The following is a 23,737-nucleotide window of genomic DNA, read 5'->3' as shown; positions in this document are numbered from 1 at the left end:
ACGTAGAATAAATGAGAGTATTCATTGTTTCGATATTCCTGGCAATAGGCGTTTTGTGTAAACAAAACACTATTGCACAGGGCATAATTTTCCAGCAGCTGACATTGAAAGAAGCAATGGCGAAAGCTGCTGATCCCGCATCACCAAAACTGATCTTCGTTGATTGTTATACCAGCTGGTGTGGCCCTTGTATTGAAATGGCCAAACAGGAATTTCCTAAAAAAGTATCAGGTGACTTTTTCAATCCGAAATTCGTTTCTGTCAAGTTCGACATAGAGAAAGGAGAAGGCATTGATATCGGAAAGAAATATGATGTTAAAATATTTCCCACATTCCTGATCCTGAATGCAAAGGGAGAAGAGATCAACAGGGTGGTAGGAAAAGCGGTTGCAGAGGAGTTTATTGAAAAGGTGAAGGTGGCTTTGAATCCTAATAATTCATTGGCTGGTTTAAAGGCGGCTTATGAGAAGGAAAAGAATATGACGACTGCATTGCCTTATGCCCAGGCGCTGTATGAGAATGCGAGAGATCCGTCTCCTGTGTTGAGTGAAGTCTTCGACAAGGCGATGGATTATGAGCGGTTCAGTGGAGACTACCTGAAGATGGCATTGGAAACAGCTGATTTCGGCAGCCCTTTTTTCAGGAAACTGATGCTGGACAAAAGACGTATTGATCAGGCAATTGGTACAGAGGTGGCTAACCGTATCATCTTCGATAAGGTTCGCAAGCATATGTACCTGATCGCAAATGAAACCGGTGCAAGGTATAATGTATTTTATACCCCTCAGCAGGTGGAAGATATCGCGTATACCATTTCATTGTTAAAGATGGAGCCGACTCCTGAGTTGCACATGTGCAGGGTTGCTTTGTATGTGGTGAATAAGGACCTGGATGGAATGATTAATTACTACAAACGGTATATTAACAGTATGCCGGATAATGATGTCTTTAAGGGCATACTGGATGGTATTCTGGCAAGTAAAGTACATAATGCTACAGATGCCCAGAAAGCCGCCATCAAGGAATATTTCCAGTTGGAGAAAAAGAATTTCGAAAGACAGGCAAAGTACAGCCAGGGTCAGTTAGACGCTCTCTCAAGATAAATGACGATACCCGGTTGTCTATACTTTAAATAACAGAAAAATGAGTTTTTTTTCAAAAGGATATACGATCAGATTAATAGTATTATTGTCAGTAAATGTTCTGTTCATAGCTGGTATAGCAGTTGGACAGGGGTTTACGGACGATGCAAAGATAGCTGCCGACTTCTTACATTCTTTTGATTCCTTATCTGCAAAAGGGGAAATCATTAGCGCAGAAGAAGTACAAAAGGCATTGGTCGCAGAACGGAGTGGTGTCACCCTTGATCTGGCAAAGCCGGCTTCGAAGGAACTGACGGGCCATGGGGTGTATGAGAAAGCTAAGAGTGCTACAGTGATCACCGGTGTAGCGTATCTATGTCCAAGGTGCTCAAATGTACATTTGAGCGAATCTACAGGTTATGTAATCGATCCGAAAGGTATCATTGTCACTAACTACCATGTCACAGCCACCTATGCATTTATGAAAGACGGCAATAAGCCAAAAGGATTTGTAGTCCGTATGGCAGATGGCCGCACCTATGCAGTCAAGGCTGTTCTCGCATCGTCTAAAAAAATGGACCTTGCCATTCTTCAATTGGAGACACATGGTGATGTCTTACCCGCTTTTGCGCTGGCAGATTCAGCTGCCATTGGTGATAAGATCTATATACTTGGTCATCCCAAAGGAATCCATTATTACTTTTCCCAGGGAAATGTGAATAATAGGTATATGGAAGAGGCAGGAGAAGGAGAGAACAAATTCTTCCGGGAAATGATGTCTGTATCGGCTGATTATGCAACAGGTTCCAGCGGTGGCCCCGTAATGGATATTTACGGTAACGTGGTGGGTACGGTCGCAAATACACGTATGTTTTTACATACTAATATAGATGCTGGTGTGCAGATGGTGCTAAAGAACACAGTACCTGTCGAATCACTTTGGAAACTGATCCGGAAATAGTTTTTAATAATTAAGTGGGTGTATCAAAAGTAAATTGAATGCATTGAGCACTACATATATGGAATTCCCACCATCCCGGATATGCAAATCCGGAGAATATTACTGCTGATACACCCGCTTTTGTTTTGTTATCGCATCTGTGTTTTACAATGCTATAATAGCTTTATTTCATTTCGATATAATAATATCCGGCCCTTATTCTCCATTATTTTTAGCAATCTGGAAATTACTACCCTGGAGGTCGCCAGATCTTCGGCTATCTGGTTGTGTGATGCTTTGATAACGTTTGAACCTGAGAGACGGCTTTTTTCTTTTAAATATGCAAGCAGCCGTTCATCTAAATTGAGGAACGCAATGCTTTCAATAGATTTTAAAAGCTCATAGAAGCGATCATTAAAGCTTCGCAAAATAAATTTCTTCCAACCTGGATATTTAATCAGCCATTCATCGAGTTTATGATGTGGAATGGCAATGATCTCAAGATCACCTTCGGCAATTGCCTTTATTTCGCTTTTTTTCTCTTCCAGGCAGCAGCTATATGCCATTGAGCAGGTCTCATTGCTGGAGAGATAATACAATAATATCTCATTACCGTTTTCGTCTCTTTTTAACACCTTTAATGATCCTTTGATTACCAGTGGCATCATACGGATATATTTACCGTAATCAATAACGATTTCTCCGTCTTTAAACGACCGCAATTCACCGGATGCCTCAATCTCTTCCATTAAGGCTGGTTCAAACAGGGAATTTAAATTCTCAGGCGTATTCATACTGCTAATTTAGTAATTAGTAAGATCCAAACGCCGGACTTCTTCGAACCAACCCCTGACTTTGCCTTATTCGTTTTTATTAGACTTTACTATACTTCGCTACATGCGTCCAGGCCCCGCCATCAATTACATTGGTAATGCCTTTTGCCTCCAGGATAGACTTTGCCTGCCTGCTTCTGCCGCCGCTCTGGCAAAATACGATGATGTGCTGTTTACCTGAAAACCTGGAAATTTGTGAAGCAAGCTGGTTGAGGGGGATGTTTACAGATCCGTGAACGTGGCCGCCTGCAAACTCCTGTGTGGTACGTACATCTACCAGGAATGCTCCTTCTTTAATGACACTTTCCAGGTCAATAGCTGGAGAACCGCCGAATAATTGTTTGAAAATATTCATAATTTGATAATTTTTATGGATGACTGTCAATACCTGTCTATACGGTAATAAATGTTACACTCAGTGATTGTTAATTTTTTATACCGGATTTTTTCAATAATATCTCCAGTGGGCAAAAACCTGTAAATGCAGATTGTAACAGGTTGATACCGACAAACGCTCCCAGCCAAAGCCAGTGAATATGGATAGTATAGCCTAATATTAAACTTACAATGACTAATATGCCGGCAAAGGCACGAACTATTCTTTCTTTCATTTTTTATTGGTTTAGTTATAAAGATTTTTCAACCGGCAGTACAAAGACGCGGATAGGAAATCTTACCGTGAGACCCGCAGGTACTAAAGACGTTGATATTTACCTGTTTAAATATGCCGGAGATTTCTTCCAGGTACTCCCTTAAACAGTTGATCACAATTAATTTCATAAATCAGATTTTAATGATTTTTTACGCATCATTTTGAAGTATAGAAGTGGTACCACAATCAATGTCAGGAAAGTAGAGGTAACAGTTCCACCCATCAGCGATATGGCCAATCCCTGGAAAATCGGGTCAAATAAAATAATAACGGCTCCCAGTGCTACAGCACCTGCTGTGAGAAGAATAGGGGTTGTCCGCACGGCTCCTGCTTCTATAATCGCCTGTTTTAAGGGAATACCCTCTCTCAATCTTATATTGACAAAATCTATCAGCAGTATCGAATTTCTTACCATAACCCCTGCCAGTGCAATGAAACCGATCATAGAAGTGGCCGTAAAATAGGCATGCAACATCCAATGCCCTAATACGATTCCAATTAATGACAAGGGGATGGCCGCCAGCATTATCAGGGGAACAGTGAAATTCTGAAACCAGCCTACAATCAGGATATAAATCATGATTATTACTACGGCGAAAGCAATCCCGAGATCCCTGAATACCTCAAACGTGATTTGCCATTCGCCATCCCATTTGAGGCTATAATTATCTTCAAGCTCAGGCTGGTGTGTATATTCTTCTTTCAGTGAATAACCATCGGGTACTTTGATGCTTTTTAATTTTCCGGATACATCTGATATGGCATAAGAAGGGCTCTCCAGTTCTCCTGCCATATCAGCCAATACATACACCAGCTCTTTTTGGTTTTTGCGGTAGATACTTTTAGGCTTGAGCTGCCGGGTTATGTGTACCAGGTCGCCTATAGGTACTGTATTCCCCTGCATATTCAACATTTTCAGGTCCAGTACGTCGTCTATACGGCTTTTGTCGGCATCATCCAGTTGAAGCTTTATGATGGTCTGTTCGTAAGCTGACGGTTGAAAAATATAACCAGCCTGCATACCGGACAATGCCGCATGAATCGTCTCTACCACCTGTGAGGATGCTATGCCATAACGCATTGCTTTTTCTTTATCCACTTCAATGTGATATTCCGGCTGGTCTGCTTCCGTCATCCAGTCCACATCTACAACATTCCCGGTTTTTTCCAGCAGCTCCTTTACCTGTTGGCCCATTCTGATCTGCTCATTGTAGTCGGGGCCATAGATTTCGGCAACCAATGTAGATTGCACAGGAGGACCTGGAGGTACCTCTACTATTTTGGCATTTGCGTTATATTTTTGCGCTATTGATTGTATTGCACTACGCATGCCTTTGGCAATGTCATGACTTTGAATATTACGGTCCTTTTTATCTATCAGGTTCACCTGGATATCTGCAACATTTTCTCCCCTGCGCAGATCATAGTGTCTGACCAGGCCATTAAAACTGATGGGGGCTGAGGTGCCGATATAGGTTTGATAGTTGCTTACCAAAGGTTGTTGTGCAATATAGATGGCAATGTCCTTTGCTGCTGCCTGTGTTTTCTCTAATGTAGTGCCCTCTGGCATGTCAATGACTACCTGGAACTCGTTTTTATTATCAAAAGGCAGCATCTTAACTGCTACAGATTTAGTATAGAACATAGATAAAGAAGCCAGCAGGATAAAGACAATACTCAGGATGAATGTCCAGCGTTTCCAGCGCGTTTCCAATAGGGGCTGCATGAACAAGCTGTATATCTTATAGATGCGGGTATCTTCCAGTATTGTAGGTTCCCCTTCTTCAGATACTATACCGTGTTTTTCTTTTTCACGCAGGAATATATAACCCAGGTAAGGAGTTAAAGTCAATGCAACGATCAGGGACAGTATCATCGCAATTGATGCGCCAATAGGCATGGGGCTCATATAAGGCCCCATCATACCTGAGACAAAGGCCATAGGCAATACGGCCGCGATCACCGTAAAAGTGGCCAGGATGGTCGGGTTACCTACTTCATTAATGGCATAAATAGCTGCCTGGAGAGGAGGAAGTCTCCTCATTTTAAAATGGCGGTGCATGTTTTCAGCAATGATAATGGAATCATCCACCACAATACCGGTTATAAATACCAGGGCAAACAGCGTGATACGATTAAGCGTATAGTGCATAAAATAATACGCGAACAATGTAAGCGCAAAAGTTACAGGCACTGACAAGAACACGACCAAGCCTCCCCGCCATCCCATGGCAAGCATCACAAATACTGTTACCACTACGATGGCAATAAACAGGTGCAACAGCAATTCACTAACTTTATCCGACGCGCTTTCTCCATAATTACGGGTGACAGTCAGGTGCACATCGTCTGGCAGGAGCTGCTTTTTAATATTTCCTATCTTGCTGAGGATCTGCCCCGATAATTGCATGGCATCCGCTCCTTTTTTCTTGGCAACAGAAAGTGTGACAGCGGGATAATTGGAGTTGAAACCATTCGCCAGTCCGGGATCCGCTTTCCCATACCCGAACAAGACATACTGCTTCGGCGTTTCTGCCCCTTCAGTGACAGCTGCCACTTGTCTCAGGTAAACGGGTTGTTGATTATTGATACCAATCACCAGGTTTCCCACATCATCAGAAGATGTCAGGAAGTTCCCGGTTTCAACAGAAAATGCGGTATCTTTTTGCAGGAGTATACCGCCAGGTAATTGTATGTTACTGCCCTGTATCTGTTTACTAAGAGACAGGAAGTCTACATGGTATTCCGCCATGCGGTTCTTATCAGGAATTACTTTCACTTCCCGGTTCCGGCCGCCGATAATGTTAACGTCCGATACATCATTGATTTTTTTGACCTCGTTGGCCAATTCCTGGCCAATTTGTTTAAGCTGGTAGTCGTCGTATTTATCGCTCCAAAGTGTTAAACCCAATACAGGTACGTCATCTATAGCCCTGGTTTTTATTAAGGGAAGCGTAGTGCCCTGAGGCATTTTATCCATATTTTTCATTAGTTCACTATATAGTTTTACTAATGAACGTTCTACATCTTCCCCTACATTAAACTGCACAATCACCATCGCCTGCCCCTGCATGGAAGTTGAATAAACATATTCAACGCCCTTGATGTTGGAAATCATTTTTTCTATTGGAGCGCTCACCTTTGTTTCTACATCTTTTGGAGAAGCGCCGGGGTATCCAATGAAGATATCTGCCATTGGTACCTGTATCTGGGGTTCTTCTTCACGGGGTATTAAAAATGTACTAAATCCACCGATCAATAAGAAGGCGATCATCAACAGTATGGTCAATTTCGACTGAATAAATCCCTTTGCTATATTTCCAGAAAAGCCTTTTTCCATGCTATTATTTTTTAATTTGAACAGCCACACCATTAAATAACCGGCCTTCTGCCTGAACAATAAACTGTTCATGTGCTGCAAGTCCACTAAGTACTTCTACCTGGTTCCCTTCCACTTTGCCAAGTCTTACCCAGCGCAACAGGGCGGTGTTATTATTCCCCACAGTATATAATCCTGTTAATGCATTTTTATGTTCAATGCAGGAAAGCGGCACGAGTACCTGGTCATTGTACGGATTAGCAGGAGCTTTCTGAATAGGGATGGAAACATTAGCATACATCCCCGCAAGCAATTGTTTTTTCTCCTGGTCGGGGATATCCAGCTTGATGATATATTGTCCGCCGGAAAATTGTGATGACTGGCTAATTTGCGCAATTGTTCCTGTAAATGTTTTATTGACCGCGCTAATATTAATAGTAGCAGCTGATCCCTGGTGGATTTGGAGAATGGCATTCTCAGGAACGGCTGCGCTTACCTGGTAGCTACCACTTTGTTCAAGGGTTAAAATGGGCATTCCTGGATTTGCCATACTGCCGGCATCCGCCAGCTTTTGGGTAATTACGCCGGCAAATGGTGCGGTCAGGCTGGTATAGTTCAGCGTGGCATTTACTTCGTTTCGCATCTGTCTTGCCCTTTCGAGGCTGGATCGGGCAGAGGTATATTGCAGGCTAATGTTGTCCAGTTCTTTTGCAGTAGCGCTTTGTTGTTTGTATAGCGTTGTAAATCGCTCATAGTCTTTCTGTGCACTTTTGTAAGCTGCTTCCGCTGCTGTAATCATTGCTTCGGTCTGGGCTCTTTTTGCAAGTATATCCTGGTTACTAATGGTTGCCAGCAATTGTCCTTTACTAACTTTATCTCCCACTTTTACATTGATCCTGGTAATAAATCCCATTATCCTGGTACTGATGTTGGCAGATTCTGCAGCTTCAACCTGGCCGCTGACGTTTAATGTCTGTTGTTCGTTAGCGGCAGGAGTAGTTACACTTACCCTTATTGCTGCATGTTCACTCGTCCTGGTATCCCTATTAACATGCGATGAACAGGAGCTTAACAGCAATAGTCCAATACCAGCAGAAATAGATGCCATTATATTTGATACGTTCATAGTATTCATTCTTTCGGATATTTATTTATTATCGCTTGTCGTTAAAAACTGCAGATAGGCCTGTGTTACATGAGCGGTAAATTGGGCCTTTGCCAGGGAGAATTTTTGTTGCGAGAGTTGGGTTTGCCCCAGCAATACGTCAGTAGTATTGACAAGGCCCTGCTCATACCTGTTCTGCAGGATGCGTAAAGCCTCTGCAGCCTGCTCTACGGCCACATTACTCCGCGTTATTGCTGCCCGGGAGTCTGCCAGGTCCCGGTAGGCTTTATCCAGTTCCAGCTGACTTTGATCTTTTTGAGTGGCTAACTGGGATACAAGTTTGTCCCGTTCCAGTTTTTGTTGGGTGATTGTGTTCTTCGTGCGGTTGCCATTGAAAATATTCCAGGTTAATTGTAATCCCAGCAGGTAAGAATTTGCGCCAAAGCCAGTAAGACGACTATCATTGTATTGATAACTGCCAAAGGCATTTAGCTTAGGCAGGTAGTTCATCCTGGTTGATTTGATCATCATAGCTGATGCGTCAATTCCTTTTTGTATGGCCATAAGGTCCGCTCTTGAAGAAGATACATGGTGAGGTAGATCTGGAAATTGCGGTAACTGTGAATCGGGATCAGTCGTTTTGTAAACAGTACCGGGTTTTTCTCCCATCAGCAGACTCAGATAGCCGGATACGTTGCGGATGTCACTGTATGCTTTATCCAGGTCACTGGTTAAAGCGGATACCTGTACCTGGGCATTTAATACATCTGATTTTTGAATCAGGCCCTGGTTATAATGGTTTTCAGTATAGGTATAGATATCCCTGGTAAATTGCAAAGCCTCGTCCAGTACACTTACGGCCTTATAAGATAATGCAAGTTGCAGATAAGCCTTTTGCACTTCAAAGGTGATATATTCTTTCGTTCGCTGTGTTTTATATCGATATACTTCGGTTTGCATTTCGGCACCTTTTCGCTGATATATCATATCCATATTGACCAATGGCTGCAATACTTCCAGCCTCGCCATATAATCTGGCGTAGCTGATGGATGATTTAAAAGATCAGGATTAAAATCGTTCTGTGTGATAGACCGTTGTTGTAACTTAAAGCCAAAAGCATTGAGCGGATTGTTTGTACTCATCGCTGTATAGGAAAAGTCCGCATGTGGCAGAAAGATGGCTTGCAGCTGATTGTATTTAAATGCGGCGATGCGTTCGTCGATCACTGCGGAATAAAGTTCTTTATTATTGACCATTGTAACTGAAATCGCTTCATCCAGACTTAAGGTTTTGGTGCTATCCTGAGCATATGCTACCTGCGAAAAGCTTTGGATCACTGGCAGCAGGCACACAAGAAGTTTTATTAAATGCGTTGTACGGTTCATCAAATGCTAATTTGAAAACAAATGTACTTTTGGCAGGATAGGTAAACTGTAACATTTGTTACTTACCGGGCGGGCTGATAAAATCCAGGGAATGTTATTTTTGATTCAAACTCATTTGGAGTTCCCGGCGTTAATCGCGTTTCCTGGTAGCACAGGCGTTATTGTCACAACAGGTGGTGTTAACAATCGCCTGTACGATAATCATAGCCCCAAAGATTCCGATTATAAGCGTATGGGTCTGTATAGCCCATATGATAACAATTACACCCACAAGGAATCTTATAATGCGGAAAAGACTCCAGGCTTTGAGTATGTTTTTCATGGTATTAAGTTTGAAGGATAAAATTGGTTTTATAAAAGATCATGTTGAATGGCTGTAAAGATCATTCGTGAGAGTATGAAAGATGGTAACAAAAGTTACACAGTATTTTAAAAGGGGATTTTTGATACTTTATTTACAATTATTTCTAAATATTGACAGCCATCAATAAAATATCCTAAAAACTGATAGAGATCAATAAAGCATGCTGCGTAATTTCCTCAGAAATGTCCATATCTTGTAGTAACACTGGTAGCTGAGACCATTATATAAGAATAAAAACCGATTCCATGAAAATGAAAACTAGACTACTATTGTCGTTCCTGGCTCTTTTAGCCTTATCTTCCTCAAGGGCTAACATCCAGCCCGAACAGAGCTATTTTAAATTTACCACCTCTAATGGCCTTATAGTAGCAGTCTATAACGAAAAGACAGGAGGTATCGACTATGTCTATCCACATATTTTTACTAATACTGATTCAAGCCATTACGTACATCCTTTTATAGGAAACATTAAGCTCAAAAGTGCAGAGAAACCGCTCCGGACAGTGTATGTAAAGAATACCCATGTTATCTCGGCTGAATTTAAAGATTTTACAGTCTATTATACCGCTTCGTTTCAGCAGCATGATAAAGTTTTCTATATAGCAGTACGAGGTCCAAAAAATATAATAGAAAACCTGGAGTTTGATGCTGAAATGGGAGCCGGAAAGCAGGTATCCGGCATCGACCATCTCGAAAATTCCCTGCAGGACTTACCCTGCCTGATAGAGGGTAATGCTATTACTGGTTCCGTTTTAAAACAATATAAAGGGGAGATCTACGAAAAATATTTCCTTTACTCATTTACTGATTCCCGGCATAAAGACCGGGATATTGTAACCAAAGCAATTAAAAATATCAGGTCTTCTCCCGGTTCATACATTGATACCGAAGTAAAATACATGAGAAAGCTGATTGACCACTGTAAATATCCTCCCACACTATCTGTAAAAGAACGGAGCCTCTTAGAACAGTCTATAACCATGCTGAAAATGTCCCAGGTATCGGAGTATGAAATATTTCCAAATTCCCCCGGGCAGATCATGGCTTCTTTACGCCCCGGCTTATGGCATACGGCATGGGTTCGGGACGCTGCTTTTGCCATACAGGCAATGACCAGGCTGGGAATGTACCACGAAGCAAGGAAAGGCCTGGAATTCATGCTGAAAGCACCTGCCAATAAATACAAGCACTATATTTATAAGGATGGTAAGGATTATGGTCCCGGAATGGACTACCAGGTATCACTTACCCGCTATTTCGGGGACGGCAGTGAAGAATGTGATACCAACGATGATGGACCGAATATAGAATATGATGATTTTGGACTTTTCCTTATTGCTTATATTGATTATGTGAACCGCAGTGCAGACTGGGCATTTTATAACAAATGGAATGATATTGCTACTCACAAGATAGCAGATGTGATCATTCACTGTATGGAATCCAACCATCTTATCAAAGCCGATTCCGGACCCTGGGAGCATCACCTGGCATTGACCAAACAATATACCTTCACTTCAGGTGTCTGTGCACGTGGTTTAGAACTACTTAGTGATGCACAAAAAAGACAGGACTTGCCTTACGAAAAATATAAAGAAGCCGCAGGAAAAATTAAACAAGCCATATTAGATCATATGCTGGTAGACCATAAATACCTAAAGGGCAATGCCGGCGACATGAATATTACCGACCATGAATACTGGGACGGCGGTTCCTTTGAACTTTTTGCTAACGGACTTATAGCTGATACAAATCTTTTTAAATCTCACATGGATGCGTACGATAAAAGGCTGAGGATAAAAGGGGAACGACCCGGCTATATACGCCTTGAAAGCGGTGATCCGTATGAAAATCAGGAATGGGTATTTATCAATCTCCGGATAGCCTATGCACATGTACAATCAGGCAATAAAAAAGCGGCTAAACCCCTCATCGATTATATCACAGCACAGGCAGCTGCAAATCACAACACGATTCCTGAAATGATCAGCAATAAACCCCAGATGGAAAAAGTGCCGGCCGAAAAACGTGACATTGAGATCTGGTGCAATTGCGTTCGTGACAAGGGGGATATGTATATAGGCATGATACCTATGGTGGGATATGGGTCGGGCGCATATACTTTGGCCCTGCTATCATATTATGGACTTAACTAAGAAATAACAAAATAGATTTAGACTGATGAAACATTTATTCTTCTTATCAGTATTAGCAACAGCTTGTCTGACTATCCCTGTTAAAGCACAAAATCCCGCTATCAGCACAAGGGTTGAAAACCTGCTGGCACAGATGACCCTGGACGAAAAAATCGGACAGCTGAACCAGTATAACGACGATGGTGCTGCTACCGGGCCTGTGACAGTTGACGGAGATAAAGAAAACCAGATCAGGCGTGGTGAACTGGGATCTATGCTCAATGTATTTACCGTATCACGCATGCGCCAGTTCCAGGATATTGCCATGCAGTCCCGCCTGAAAATCCCCCTTATGTTTGGGCAGGATGTCATCCATGGTTATAAAACTACTTTCCCTATACCACTGGGAGAAGCTGCCAGCTGGGACCTGGAAGCTATCCGGCGCTCAGCCCGGATTGCAGCTACAGAAGCTTCCGCAGGAGGGGTCCAGTGGACATTTGCCCCCATGGTTGATATCAGCCGCGATCCCCGTTGGGGAAGAGTAATGGAGGGGGCAGGAGAGGACCCCTACCTGGGATCACTCATCGCAAAAGCAAGGGTAGAAGGTTTTCAGGGAGAAAAAATAGGTGCAATAAACAGTGTGATGGCATGTGCTAAACATTTTGCCGCTTACGGAGCTGTTGAAGCTGGTCGTGACTATAATAGCGTGGATATGAGTGACAGGTTACTCTGGGAGATATATCTGCCACCCTACAAAGCTGCCCTGGATGCCGGGGTTGCTACTTTTATGACCTCTTTCAACGATCTGAATGGCATTCCGGCTACAGGTAACACCTATCTATATAGGGATATACTTAAAGGGAAATGGAACTTTTCCGGATTCGTTGTTTCCGACTGGGGAGCCATTGGAGAAATGATTAACCACGGGTTTGTTAAAAATGGAAAGGAAGCTGCCCGGGCCGCAATAACAGCGGGAACTGACATCGATATGGAAAGCAGGGCCTATAAAAATAACCTGGCACAGCTGGTTACAGAAGGCAAAGTAGATATTGCATTGGTAGATGATGCTGTCAGACGTGTATTGCGGAAGAAATTTGAATTAGGGCTCTTTGACGATCCCTATAAATACTTTGACGAAAAGCGGGAAAAAGAAGAAATGAATAACCCGGAACATACAAAAGCTGCAAGAGAAATTGCAGCAAAGAGCATTGTCCTGATGAAGAATAACAATAATCTGCTTCCAATCTCAAAAGATGTAAATAGCATTGCATTCATTGGTCCTTTAGTAAAAGAATATAAACAGAACCTGGGTTTCTGGTCAATCGAACTGAATAAGGTAGACTATGATCAATTTATTGTTTCACAATGGGATGGCCTTAAAAATAAGGTGGGAAAGAATACAAAACTGCTTTATGCCAAGGGTTGTGAAATAGAAGGTACTGACAAGGGCGGTTTTGCTGAAGCGATTGAAACAGCTAAAAAAGCGGACATCGTCATCCTGAGTATAGGCGAACGCCGGGATATGAGCGGAGAGGCTAAAAGCAGAAGTGATATACACCTGCCGGGGGTACAGGAAGATCTTGTAAAAGCTATCCAGGCAACGGGTAAACCGGTAGTGGTACTGATAAACGCGGGCAGGCCCCTGATATTCAACTGGACGGCAGATAATGTTCCTGCTATTCTCTACTCATGGTGGCTTGGCTCAGAAGCAGGGAACGCCATTGCTGACGTTTTGTTTGGAGATATGAACCCGGCAGCCAAATTACCTGTTACTTTCCCCCGTGAAGTAGGGCAAATCCCGATTTATTATAATCACTTCAATACAGGCCGTCCTGCTGAGTGTGATGATTGTACATCCTACAGGTCTGCATATACCGATTTGAAGAATAGTCCCAAATTTGCATTTGGTCATGGCCTGAGCTATACAACTTTTGAATATAAAGAGCTGAAGTTATCTAAAACAAAAATGAATAAAAATGAAACTATTGAAGTTTCATTCAAGCTGTCAAATACAGGAAAATATGATGGGGAGGAAGTTGTTCAGTTGTATCTGAGAGATAGGGTAGGATCAGTAGTACGCCCTGTAAAAGAGCTAAAAGATTTTAAGAAAATAATGCTCAGGAAAGGAGAGACAAAAACTATCACGTTTGTGATCGATAATAATAAACTATGCTTCTATGACAGGAAATTAGAATATAAATCTGAAGCTGGAGAATTTGACCTTATGATCGGTTCCTCATCTGATGACATCCTTTTGCGTAGCGAGTTTGAACTGGTGGACTGAAATAATTTTATAAAACAATATCATTCTCATTAATTATTAAGTTTCTTTAATTTTAAAGCCCAACGTATTTGATATCATGTATTATATTTGAATTCAGTTATGAGATTCCACGGTTATATTATATTGCTGAATTTACTATTGCAGATGACTATTCCTCGATGTTATGGGCAATATTATTTTAAGCATTATCAGGTAGATGATGGGCTAATACATAATTCGGTAACTGCTGTAATACAGGATAGTACAGGTTTGATTTGGGTAGGAACCCGTGGCGGTTTGAACCGTTTCGACGGGTATTCTTTTAAAGTCTTCAAAAACAAAAACGATCAATTTGGCAGCCTGGGAAACGATGTTATTAATTGTTTAGCCCAGGATAAAAACAGGATGATCTGGATAGCTACCGGCAAAGGCATTTTTAAATATAACCCGTTCAAAGAGGAGCTCTCAGAGCTGGAAACCGGTCAAAAAGAATATACCAGCAATCTTGTAATAGACAATGATAATAACATATGGTTTCTCATCCGCTTTTCCCTGTATAAATACATACAATCAGAAAACAGGGTAGAGGACTTAAAAATAAAAGCATCCTGTATTGCGCTGGATTCAAATATGAATTTATGGATGGGAGATAGTGATGGTAACATTCATATTTACAACCCCAAAGCAAAGCCTGATAGTAAAATAAGGATTGTTAATAAAAGTTTGCCTGCAAATGCCCGGTCCATCAGTAAAATATACCCTATCGGTAGTAACGAACTATTGATAGGTTGTTTTAAGCAGGGATTAAAAAGCTACAATACCAAAACCGGTACCGTCAAATCCTTATCACTGGATGCCGGTAAGAATAAAGACATATTTGTCCGGGACATTGCAGCTGGTACCGATGGGCGATACTGGATTGCTACTGAATCGGGCATTTACATTTACGACTTAGCCGCCAACAAGAGCATCAGTCTGAGAAAAAGACCAGGCGACCCCTATGCCCTGGCAGACAATGCTGTTTATGCATTATGCAGGGATAACCAGGGTGGGATGTGGGCCGGTACTTTTTTTGGCGGGTTAAATTATTATTCAAAGGTCAATGCGCGATTTGAAAAATACTATCCGCTACCGGGTGCTAATGCTATTTCAGGAAATGCGGTAAGAGAAATATGTGCCGATAGCAATGGGCACTTATGGATCGGCACTGAAGATGCAGGTATTAACAAATTGGATGTAAAGACAGGCACATTTACCAACTATTCAGCTACAGGCAGAAAAGGAAGCATCTCTTACTTCAATATACACGGCCTGCTTTCCTGGGGCAACGAGTTATTTATCGGCCCCTTTTTACAGGGCATGGAAGTAATGGATGTGCGTACGGGTTTGGTTACAGACCGGTTTAAACTCATTGGTGACAGGAAGGGGCCGGTAAGCGATTTTGTAATTTCAATCTACCGGACACGAAACAATACACTGCTGGTGGGCACTGCATATCGTAATGCCGGACTCTTTGAGTATGATCCACAACACAAAACATTTAAGCGTATCAGTCAGATTCCATACAACACTTATGTTTACGATATATTTGAAGACGCAGCAGGAAATATCTGGACAGGTAGTGTAAAGGAAGGGGCTTTCTATTATAATCCTAAAACCGGCCGGCACGGCAATTTTCGTTTCGGAGATACTACCAGGGGAAAGACTATTAACGAATTTCCTGTGTATAATATTTTTGAAGACAGCAAACATACTTTATGGTTTGCTACAACCGGCGGTGGGCTTATAAAACTAAGCCATGACATGAAAAGCATCAAAAGATATACAACCGCAAACGGGTTACCCAGCAATGTATTGTACAGCATCCTGGAAGACAATTCCAATCATTTGTGGATTAGTTCGTCCAAAGGCCTTATTTGTTTTGACCTGCAAACAGAACAGGTAAAAGTGTACACAAAAGCCAATGGATTGATAACGGACCAATTCAACTACAACTCGGCATATAAAAATACCGATGGTAAAATGTACTTCGGCTCCGTAAAAGGAATGATTGCTTTTGACCCGGCTCAATTTAGCCAAAGAGAACCCAGCCCGCCTACCTATATTACAGGTTTCCAAATTAATAATATAGAAACGGTACCAGGGGGGGACAACAGTCCCCTTTCCCAATCTATTTTATACACCGACACGGTTATATTGAAATATGATCAAAACAATTTTAGTATTGAGTTTTCCGCCTTGAACTATTCGTCGCCCGAAGCAACCCGGTACAAATACCTGATGAAGGGCATTGATCAACCCTGGACCTACCTCAATACTAATCGCAAAGCTTATTTTACCGATCTTACACACGGAACTTATGAGTTTATAGTCCACGCTGAAAGCAATACAGGTAGCTGGACGGGCAGAGAACGCCGGCTGGTCATCAAAATTCTGCCGCCTTTTTGGGAAAGCAACCTTGCTTATATTTTATACCTGCTGCTCTTAGCTACTATTATTTTCATCATGGACCGTTTATATCGTCGATACCTTGAGCGTAAAAATTTGCGAAAGCAACAGTTGTTTGAACACGAAAAGGAGAAAGAAATTTACCAGGCCAAAATCGAATTTTTTACCAATATTACACATGAAATACAAACCCCACTGACGCTTATAGTGGGGCCTATCGAATGGTTGAGCAAGAAATTTGACAAAGATCCTGATGTTAAGAAAAGCCTTACAATAGCAGAAAGAAACACCCGGCGCCTGACAGAACTGGCCAGCCAACTACTTGACTTTAGAAAAACTGAAGCCAACCAGTTCAGCCTGAATTTTGTAAAAACAGATATTGTTGGGCTGGTAGCCGAGCTGGTAAATGGCTTTAAAGCACAAGCTGCCGGCAACAATATTGATCTGGATATAGTATTACCGGAAAAACATTTTATGGCCTTTGTAGACAGAGAGGCGCTCATTAAAATTTGTACCAACATAGTGTCCAATGCAATTAAATATGCAGCTACCAGGGCCAGGGTTAATATAAATACTGTAAACGATTCAGATGAATATTTTACGATTAGCTTTTACAACGATGGTAAAGGCATACCAGCAGAGTTTAAAGATCAGATATTTGAACCCTTTGTAAGGGTACGCGGCAATGACAGACCCGGAACTGGTATTGGGCTTTCGCTGGCCAGATCGCTCACAGAGTTGCACAACGGGTCACTGCGATTGATTTCCGGCGAAGCTGATTTAGTTATATTTGAACTGCAACTGCCCATTCATCAAAAAATTGAATTTCAATTAAGCAGTTGGAAAAAGATAAAATAGCATGACCGAAAATATTCTTATTATTGACGATAATGAAGATATTCTGGAGTTCTTATCTGTAGTTTTGGGAGACTCCTACCAGTTGCATCTTGCCACCAATGGAGAATTTGCACAAAGCATTTTAGACAAGGAAATTATACACCTCATCATATCAGATATTATGATGCCGGGAATTGACGGGTTTGAGCTATGCCGGCTAATTAAATCAAATGTGGAATACTGCCACATCCCCATCATTTTATTAACATCTAAAAATACATATAAGGCGCACATCGAAGGACTTGAGGTAGGGGCAGATGCCTATATACAAAAGCCATTCTCGTCAGAATTGCTGCAGGTACAGATTGCCAACCTACTTAAAAACCGCCGTAAGATAAAGGACCATTTTGCCAGTTCACCTTTTGAGGATGTGAGGATAATGGCGCATTCAAAAACAGATGAAGCCTTTCTAAAGAAACTGGATGAATATATCAGAACAAATATTAAAGACCCCAATATTGATATTGATATGCTTGCCGGGCACATGTTCATGAGCCGCACGTCATTATACCGCAAAATTAAATCCTTATCCTCGCTATCCCCTAAAGAATTAATTGACATCACGCGCCTTAAAAATGCTGCCGATTTAATTGCCAGGAATGAATTTTCATTTTATGAAATTTCAAAGATGGTAGGTTACAGCTCGCAAAGCCTTTTCAGTCGCAATTTTCAGAAATATTTTAAAATGTCACCTATCGAATATGCTAATTCATTGCCCAGGGAGTAAGCAAGCCTGCTCCTATTGATGCTTACTGCAAAATACAGGTAGTTAATTATCGTCTTCATCATTGACAGCATCTTCCCAGTTCGTCCACATCTCTACACCCGGGTCATAACCATTGTAACCAGGGTTTTGACGCAGTTTGCCGTACAGGTTTGCATCAATAGCAGATTGAGGAATTGGCCAATAGACATTATGTGGTGCCATGGTGTAGGATCTACCTTTTACAGTTATCTTGTTTTTGTTGTAATAATTGCTGTAGTGTTGTATGCGCTGATACCAGTAACTGTTGTCTGAAAGGGTATTCACGTTATAGGTATTTCCCCATTCATCAGCTTTGCCACTTAAGGCCAGGCTGTAGGACATACGGCTTAGCTCCATGTGCCGCCATTCTTCCATCCATAATTCACGGGCACGTTCATTAGCAATGTCGCCAATAGTAATAGTCGTGTATAACTGTTGGCATTTTGCTCTTTGCCTTACGATATTTACATCTGCTGTAGCAGCGCCTATATTCCCTTTATAGAATTCGGCTTCAGCACGAAGCAGGTAGGTTTCCGCAAGACGATAACAATACCAGTCTGCCGCACCCCCTCTATTATTATTACTCGCAGGATTGCCAATATGATCGGGATCATTAACAAAAACTTTATAATGCGGCCAATCGAACCAGTTACGCACTGTATCAGTACACAAAATTTGGCTGCCATTATAAAGTCTCAGGTTTTTACCAAAGTACAATGCATCTGAAGGATCATTATATTTCAGAGAATCCATTCTCGCCCAATTACCCACACTGCTGTTGTGTCGCAGATCTGCAGTATCATCAATTCCGTTTACGCTCCAAAGTTCATGTTGTGCGAAATAGGTAGGACTAATCATAGCAATACCACGACCTACAGCCGAGTTGAAGTCAAGGTTGGCCCGGTAGGATTTGCTGGATGAAGCATAACATTGCATAAATTTCCCTGCTGGCGAAACTAAGCTGGAAATATTCCACATCGGCCCCCAGTTACGCATTGTACGCATTTTTATAGCGGCATCCGTATTATCACGGTTGGGCATAGCAAGAATGGTTTCCTTATTTGCAGGGATACATTTGTTCACGGGGCGGTGCAAATCCCATATCACATTCCGCGTAATATGCCAGGTGGATTCCAACGGGCTTTCAAACGTGCCAAATGTAGATGTCATTAAGGAATAACCTGAATTATTGATTAACGAATCGGCTTGAGCAATAGCTTTGTCCCATTGACCGGTGGCAAGGTAGCATTTGATCAATAACTGGCGGCAGGCCCCTTTATTAATCATTCCTATATAAGCCATACTTGACTGATCGGGTACCCATTTCACCGCATCTTCCATATTTTTAGTAATCATATTTAAAATAGCTTCACGACTGCTGCTCTTGTAGTTTTGCTTGGGAGTAGAAGGGATTTCGGTGATTAAAGGAACATTATTAAACTGGAAACATAAAGCCAGGTAACGGAAAGACCTGTGAAAGTAGGCCCTGCCGATATATTCATGTTTTGTGGCTTCATCCAGGCCGGGCACTTTATCAATAAACGAAGTGATTGTATTGGCATACTTAATGCCATTATAAGTCTCTCCCCAGAAAAAGCTCAGCATATTCACATCATTAGTGTACATGCCGTCTGTTGGAGTGAGGCGGGTAGCCACATCGGCAAAGATACTTCCATCGTCTGTTTTACCTGATACAGCCATGTCTGACAACATATACTCAGTGTTAATGGGCACCGAAATATCCCTTGTTGAAATATAGCTCCAGTAACTTCTCAAATGTTTGTCACACATCGCAATTGCAGCATCAAGTCCTGACCTGGTAGTGAAAGTAGCTTCCGGCTCGTAAAAAGATAAAGGATCCGGCTCAAGATATTTCTTATTACAGGAGGCAATGATCGCTGCTAGCATCAGCACGAAGAAGATATTTATTATAGAGTTGTTTTTCATGGGTAAATTTTATAATGTCACGTTTAATCCAAGTGTATAAATTCTCGGTGCAATGTCACCTGTTTCTATGTCCCAGTAATTCCAGTTTTTATCTTTTTTCCAGACTGCCGCATTACGAACCGTGGCATATATTTTCAGGTTTTCAATCCCAGCTGGTGAAAGAAGTTTGTGCGGCATTGTATAACCAATTGATACATTATCGAGCCTGATAAAAGAACGATTGAATATCCTGTTGGGAGCGGCGACTCCGGAGGGGCCTCTTGCATCCAGCCGGCCCCAGAAATTGCTGGGATGATCAGGGGTCCAATATTTTTTCTCATATGTATTGCCATTGTACGTTACTAACGAAACGGAATTATCCTGGTTCAGGTAAGAAGTACTTAAGCTCTTATTGCCCCAATAAGAATAGATATTGAATGAGAAATTGAAATTTTTGTAGGTAAAATCATTTCGCAGTGACCACATAACAGGCGAGGAAGTCTGGCCCAGGAATTCTTTATCCTTATTATTATAAACCGCCGTTGTAGTTCCATCAGGGTTCTTAATATCATCCGCCGTATAATTATTAGCTACTTTAGGATCGCCGGGTCGTTGGCCGTATTTGGCAGCTTCAGCTACTTCATCCACCTGCCATATTCCGGTAACACGGTAGTTCCAAATGGCGCTGATTGGTTGCCCGATAAACCATCCGTTGGATATATCGTCGGATTCTTTGGTGGCCACTACATTTCCATTGGCATCCAACACATCCTCATACCGGTAATAAAGGTGTTTAACGGTGTTTTTATATTTCGAAAACCCGAAGCTGGTATTCCAGTTAAAATTGGAGGTTCTTATATTTTGAGTGTTGACTGATATTTCGAAACCTTTGTTTTGTACTTCTCCTAAATTGGTAGTGATACTGGTAAACCCTGAAAAATCAGGCAGCGATTGGCTCATGATCATATTAGTGGTGGGCATATAATAATAATCGAGCGCAGTGCTGATCCGGTTATTTAGGAAAGCGAGATCCAGTCCAATATTATATGCCGTAGTCTTTTCCCATTGTAAATGAGGGTTAGCCATACGATCGATCCTTAAATAGTAATACTGGATATAACTGCCATTGGCATCTACGTAGCCCTGGGTGGTGGCACCATTGGCCAGATTGGCCAATGCAATGTAAGGGTTAGCCAATGACCTGTTTCCATTTTGTCCATATGACAAACGCAATTTACCATTGCTTAAAGGACTCCAGTGAAAGAATTTTTCATTAGTAAATGTCCAGGCCAAAGCTGTTGAGAAAAAGGTGGCCCGTGGGTTCGAAGTGCCGAAAGCAGAATACCCGTCACGGCGCACAGAGGCCGTTAACATATAACGGTCATCATAGGAATAAAACACCCGCGCAAGCATACCATCAGCAGTTTCACGGGAATCGTCCGTATCAAAACTACTATTCAGGGGATCGCCGGTAGAAGTTTCATGGAATCCCAATGCATCACTTGGCAGAATGTTACGTGCATTTATAACATCACTCCAATACCGTCTTTGTTCGGCTTCCTGGACCAGGGTTACATTTACCTTGTGCTTTTGAGCAAAAGTTTTATCCCAGCTGAGCGTATTATTCAAAGACCAGTCAAAACGTTTAGCCCAGTTGCGGTCTACCCCATGATTAATTGCCAGCCAGTCGGGATGCTCCGCGGATTCAAAATAGCGGTTATAATACCACTGGTACCTGGGAGAAATATTAAAAGAGTACTTGATATTAAAAGGCAGTTTTACCCTGGCAGAAAAAATAGTATTTAAAACAGTATAGCCTCTTTCAAGTTTCATATACTGTTTATTGAAATCAAAATTATACCCTTTGCTGGCAGTCATTTCATCGCCCATAGGATGTACTTCCAGGTTTCCTTCCTCATCTTTGTAAGATGCAAAGGGACTGTTGTTAATAATCTGTGATCCCCAGTTAACCGCAATATTTCCGTCGGACCGGTCCTGGAAATTGACATTGGCGCTGATATCCAGCCAGTCGGTGACCTTGCCGTCCACTTTTAGGTTGGAGCGTACCGCCCTGTAATTATCACCCACAACGACTCCCTGATTAGACAGGAAACCTGCAGACAAATAATAATTGATTTTATCACTGGCACCAGATACGCTGAGATTATAATCCTGGTTAAAGCCGGTTCGGAAACTATGCTTATACCAATCGAAGGTTTTACCTTTCAGATAGTTATCCAGTGTTGTAAATTGAAGACCTAAGCGTTTAGCCTGGATTTCTTTATCAGATGCATCGCTTGTATTCGTTGAATAAGCTCTCCATTGGTCTATAGTAATACCATATTTTCCCAGCATTTGATCGGTGGGCATCTCATAATATCCGGGTTTACCCGCCGTTGCCGTTTCTGATATATAAGGTTCATAAGCCCCTGTTGCTGAATTGATACCATAGGTAGCAGCCGTGTACCAATCCTGGCGGTATTGCATATAGCCGTCGGGACCAAAAACTTTCCTGTTTGCGGCCATATCGGAGAGGCCCAGATTGCTTGTCAGATTAATAGTAGGTTTTCCTTTCTTCCCCTTTTTCGTAGTGATGATAAGCACGCCGTTAGCTGATTTCGCTCCATAGATTGCAGCAGCAGAGGCATCTTTAAGGATGTCAATCTGATCAATATCGTCTGGATTAATTTCAGACAACTCTCCATAAAATATCATACCGTCCAGTATCAGCAAAGGATCATTATGCCCGCCATCTGTATAAACCGAACGCTGTCCACGGATCCGTATGGTACCTCCACCTTTTGCAGAAGGATCAAGACCTACACTCACACCGGGTGTTCCGCGTATAATGTCCTGAACGGTTTTAGGGTTCTCGTCTGCAATCTTATTTGGGCGGATAGAAGTTATTGCCCCGGTAAGATCTTTTTTCTTCATGGTGCCATAACCAATAACAACCACATTGTTTAGTTCGTTGGTAGCTTGTCGTAGTACAATAGTCAACGGCTTTCCATCCGGTATCACCTCTCTGCTGATATAACTTACATGTGACGCTCTCAGTGGTACGCCTTTGCTCACCTGAATGCTAAAATTACCGGATGCATCCGTTTTTGCATTCACTGTTGTTCCTTTAACCGCAATTGTAACATCAGCTATTCCATTACCCAGAGAGTCAGTAACCCTGCCGGTTACAACCGGATTCTGTGCAGGGGCAAAAAAGGGAAACAGCAAAAATAATAAGGCCCCGAATAATCCAGGCAATAAGCACTTCCTACGCGAAGAAGAGGGATGGCTTTTCCTGGTATTTGTATAATTTTTCTCCATAATGATCAGTTAGTCGTTATCGCGATGAAATTTATAATAGCATGCATTTTGGTTTATACTCATCCAGCTATTGTTGATAGCGGGGCATTACAATGAAGATACCCCCGGAGCTATCTCCTGTGGTTCATAATTGCGGGCGCAAAGCTTCAGGTGCAATAGCACCGAAACATTTACTTCGATTTATCAGGGAGTAATGTTTAAGAGCCTGTCATAAGTGGAATAATCATCGGCGCGAACCCTGTAAGTCTTATCTACCGCTTTTTTCAGGAAGGGATAGATCGTTTCCTCCTTGTAGTTGTCAATTGAGTACCCCCGGGATCC

Annotated in this window: 16 protein-coding genes; 6 read left to right on the top strand and 10 right to left on the bottom strand. The window is 42.0% G+C overall.

Going from position 1 to position 23,737, the window contains the following annotated elements; all coding sequences use genetic code 11:
- The first annotated feature begins 11 nt into the window (after positions 1 to 11).
- Positions 12 to 1,103, top strand: coding sequence for a thioredoxin family protein (locus DXN04_RS33000; RefSeq protein ID WP_116857695.1), 1,092 nt, complete (start codon positions 12 to 14; stop codon positions 1,101 to 1,103).
- A 40-nt stretch (positions 1,104 to 1,143) separates the two neighbouring features.
- Positions 1,144 to 2,043 (top strand): S1 family peptidase, encoded by a 900-nt coding sequence (locus DXN04_RS32995; RefSeq protein ID WP_116857694.1) that lies wholly within the window; start codon positions 1,144 to 1,146, stop codon positions 2,041 to 2,043.
- A 152-nt stretch (positions 2,044 to 2,195) separates the two neighbouring features.
- On the opposite strand, the gene DXN04_RS32990 is transcribed toward DXN04_RS32995, so the two are convergent.
- The 8 genes from DXN04_RS32990 to DXN04_RS34690 all read right to left on the bottom strand — a co-directional run bounded on the left by DXN04_RS32990 (position 2,196) and on the right by DXN04_RS34690 (position 9,639).
- The gene (locus tag DXN04_RS32990) at positions 2,196 to 2,816 is read right to left on the bottom strand and encodes a Crp/Fnr family transcriptional regulator (RefSeq protein WP_116857693.1); all 621 of its coding nucleotides are present in this window, start codon (positions 2,814 to 2,816) and stop codon (positions 2,196 to 2,198) included.
- 79 nt (positions 2,817 to 2,895) lie between these two features.
- Positions 2,896 to 3,210: a rhodanese-like domain-containing protein gene (locus tag DXN04_RS32985; RefSeq protein WP_116857692.1), complete on the bottom strand. Its 315-nt coding sequence runs from the start codon at positions 3,208 to 3,210 to the stop codon at positions 2,896 to 2,898.
- Between the two features lie 70 nt (positions 3,211 to 3,280).
- Positions 3,281 to 3,466 (bottom strand): YgaP family membrane protein, encoded by a 186-nt coding sequence (locus DXN04_RS32980; protein WP_116857691.1) that lies wholly within the window; start codon positions 3,464 to 3,466, stop codon positions 3,281 to 3,283.
- Positions 3,467 to 3,494: 28 nt separating this feature from the next.
- The gene (locus DXN04_RS35005) at positions 3,495 to 3,635 is read right to left on the bottom strand and encodes a hypothetical protein (RefSeq protein ID WP_158569281.1); all 141 of its coding nucleotides are present in this window, start codon (positions 3,633 to 3,635) and stop codon (positions 3,495 to 3,497) included.
- Complete coding sequence (locus tag DXN04_RS32975) at positions 3,632 to 6,847, bottom strand: efflux RND transporter permease subunit (RefSeq protein WP_116857722.1); 3,216 nt, start codon at positions 6,845 to 6,847, stop codon at positions 3,632 to 3,634. Before DXN04_RS32975 ends, DXN04_RS35005 begins: the two co-directional genes overlap by 4 nt.
- 4 nt (positions 6,848 to 6,851) lie before the next feature.
- Entirely contained in the window at positions 6,852 to 7,952 is a 1,101-nt protein-coding gene (locus DXN04_RS32970; protein ID WP_233525741.1) for an efflux RND transporter periplasmic adaptor subunit, read from the bottom strand.
- 21 nt (positions 7,953 to 7,973) lie between these two features.
- Positions 7,974 to 9,317, bottom strand: coding sequence for a TolC family protein (locus DXN04_RS32965; RefSeq protein WP_116857690.1), 1,344 nt, complete (start codon positions 9,315 to 9,317; stop codon positions 7,974 to 7,976).
- 130 nt (positions 9,318 to 9,447) lie between these two features.
- Entirely contained in the window at positions 9,448 to 9,639 is a 192-nt protein-coding gene (locus tag DXN04_RS34690; protein WP_147320138.1) for a hypothetical protein, read from the bottom strand.
- Positions 9,640 to 9,926: 287 nt separating this feature from the next.
- On the opposite strand from DXN04_RS34690, the gene DXN04_RS32955 reads away from it, so the two are divergent.
- The 4 genes from DXN04_RS32955 (at position 9,927) to DXN04_RS32940 (ending at position 18,151) form a co-directional block, all read left to right on the top strand.
- Positions 9,927 to 11,837 carry a glycoside hydrolase family 15 protein gene (locus DXN04_RS32955; RefSeq protein ID WP_116857688.1) on the top strand — a complete coding sequence of 637 codons (1,911 nt, stop codon included), beginning with the start codon at positions 9,927 to 9,929 and terminating at the stop codon, positions 11,835 to 11,837.
- A 25-nt stretch (positions 11,838 to 11,862) separates the two neighbouring features.
- Positions 11,863 to 14,100 (top strand): glycoside hydrolase family 3 N-terminal domain-containing protein, encoded by a 2,238-nt coding sequence (locus tag DXN04_RS32950; protein ID WP_116857687.1) that lies wholly within the window; start codon positions 11,863 to 11,865, stop codon positions 14,098 to 14,100.
- Between the two features lie 99 nt (positions 14,101 to 14,199).
- Entirely contained in the window at positions 14,200 to 17,385 is a 3,186-nt protein-coding gene (locus DXN04_RS32945) for a ligand-binding sensor domain-containing protein (RefSeq protein ID WP_116857686.1), read from the top strand.
- Between the two features lies 1 nt (position 17,386).
- Positions 17,387 to 18,151, top strand: coding sequence for a response regulator transcription factor (locus DXN04_RS32940; protein ID WP_116857685.1), 765 nt, complete (start codon positions 17,387 to 17,389; stop codon positions 18,149 to 18,151).
- Between the two features lie 42 nt (positions 18,152 to 18,193).
- Here the strand turns inward: DXN04_RS32940 and DXN04_RS32935 are convergent, their stop codons facing one another.
- Together DXN04_RS32935 and DXN04_RS32930 are read right to left on the bottom strand one after the other, a co-directional pair.
- Complete coding sequence (locus DXN04_RS32935; RefSeq protein ID WP_116857684.1) at positions 18,194 to 20,116, bottom strand: RagB/SusD family nutrient uptake outer membrane protein; 1,923 nt, start codon at positions 20,114 to 20,116, stop codon at positions 18,194 to 18,196.
- Positions 20,117 to 20,125: 9 nt separating this feature from the next.
- Positions 20,126 to 23,416 (bottom strand): SusC/RagA family TonB-linked outer membrane protein, encoded by a 3,291-nt coding sequence (locus tag DXN04_RS32930; protein ID WP_116857683.1) that lies wholly within the window; start codon positions 23,414 to 23,416, stop codon positions 20,126 to 20,128.
- Positions 23,417 to 23,737 lie beyond the last annotated feature (321 nt).

This window comes from Chitinophaga silvisoli (assembly GCF_003412465.1).
Classification (GTDB): Bacteria; Bacteroidota; Bacteroidia; order Chitinophagales; family Chitinophagaceae; genus Chitinophaga; species Chitinophaga silvisoli.
The sequence above is the reverse complement of the archived record's forward strand: the minus strand, read 5'-3'. Positions and strand labels throughout refer to the sequence as shown.

What these genes read in the sequence shown, in the direction of transcription:
- DXN04_RS33000 (WP_116857695.1), top strand. Translation starts at nt 12, where the DNA reads ATGAGAGTATTCATTGTTTCGATATTCCTGGCAATAGGCGTTTTGTGT.
- DXN04_RS32995 (WP_116857694.1), top strand. Translation starts at nt 1,144, where the DNA reads ATGAGTTTTTTTTCAAAAGGATATACGATCAGATTAATAGTATTATTG.
- DXN04_RS32990 (WP_116857693.1), bottom strand. Translation starts at nt 2,816, where the DNA reads ATGAATACGCCTGAGAATTTAAATTCCCTGTTTGAACCAGCCTTAATG.
- DXN04_RS32985 (WP_116857692.1), bottom strand. Translation starts at nt 3,210, where the DNA reads ATGAATATTTTCAAACAATTATTCGGCGGTTCTCCAGCTATTGACCTG.
- DXN04_RS32980 (WP_116857691.1), bottom strand. Translation starts at nt 3,466, where the DNA reads ATGAAAGAAAGAATAGTTCGTGCCTTTGCCGGCATATTAGTCATTGTA.
- DXN04_RS35005 (WP_158569281.1), bottom strand. Translation starts at nt 3,635, where the DNA reads ATGAAATTAATTGTGATCAACTGTTTAAGGGAGTACCTGGAAGAAATC.
- DXN04_RS32975 (WP_116857722.1), bottom strand. Translation starts at nt 6,847, where the DNA reads ATGGAAAAAGGCTTTTCTGGAAATATAGCAAAGGGATTTATTCAGTCG.
- DXN04_RS32970 (WP_233525741.1), bottom strand. Translation starts at nt 7,952, where the DNA reads ATGAACGTATCAAATATAATGGCATCTATTTCTGCTGGTATTGGACTA.
- DXN04_RS32965 (WP_116857690.1), bottom strand. Translation starts at nt 9,317, where the DNA reads ATGAACCGTACAACGCATTTAATAAAACTTCTTGTGTGCCTGCTGCCA.
- DXN04_RS34690 (WP_147320138.1), bottom strand. Translation starts at nt 9,639, where the DNA reads ATGAAAAACATACTCAAAGCCTGGAGTCTTTTCCGCATTATAAGATTC.
- DXN04_RS32955 (WP_116857688.1), top strand. Translation starts at nt 9,927, where the DNA reads ATGAAAATGAAAACTAGACTACTATTGTCGTTCCTGGCTCTTTTAGCC.
- DXN04_RS32950 (WP_116857687.1), top strand. Translation starts at nt 11,863, where the DNA reads ATGAAACATTTATTCTTCTTATCAGTATTAGCAACAGCTTGTCTGACT.
- DXN04_RS32945 (WP_116857686.1), top strand. Translation starts at nt 14,200, where the DNA reads ATGAGATTCCACGGTTATATTATATTGCTGAATTTACTATTGCAGATG.
- DXN04_RS32940 (WP_116857685.1), top strand. Translation starts at nt 17,387, where the DNA reads ATGACCGAAAATATTCTTATTATTGACGATAATGAAGATATTCTGGAG.
- DXN04_RS32935 (WP_116857684.1), bottom strand. Translation starts at nt 20,116, where the DNA reads ATGAAAAACAACTCTATAATAAATATCTTCTTCGTGCTGATGCTAGCA.
- DXN04_RS32930 (WP_116857683.1), bottom strand. Translation starts at nt 23,416, where the DNA reads ATGGAGAAAAATTATACAAATACCAGGAAAAGCCATCCCTCTTCTTCG.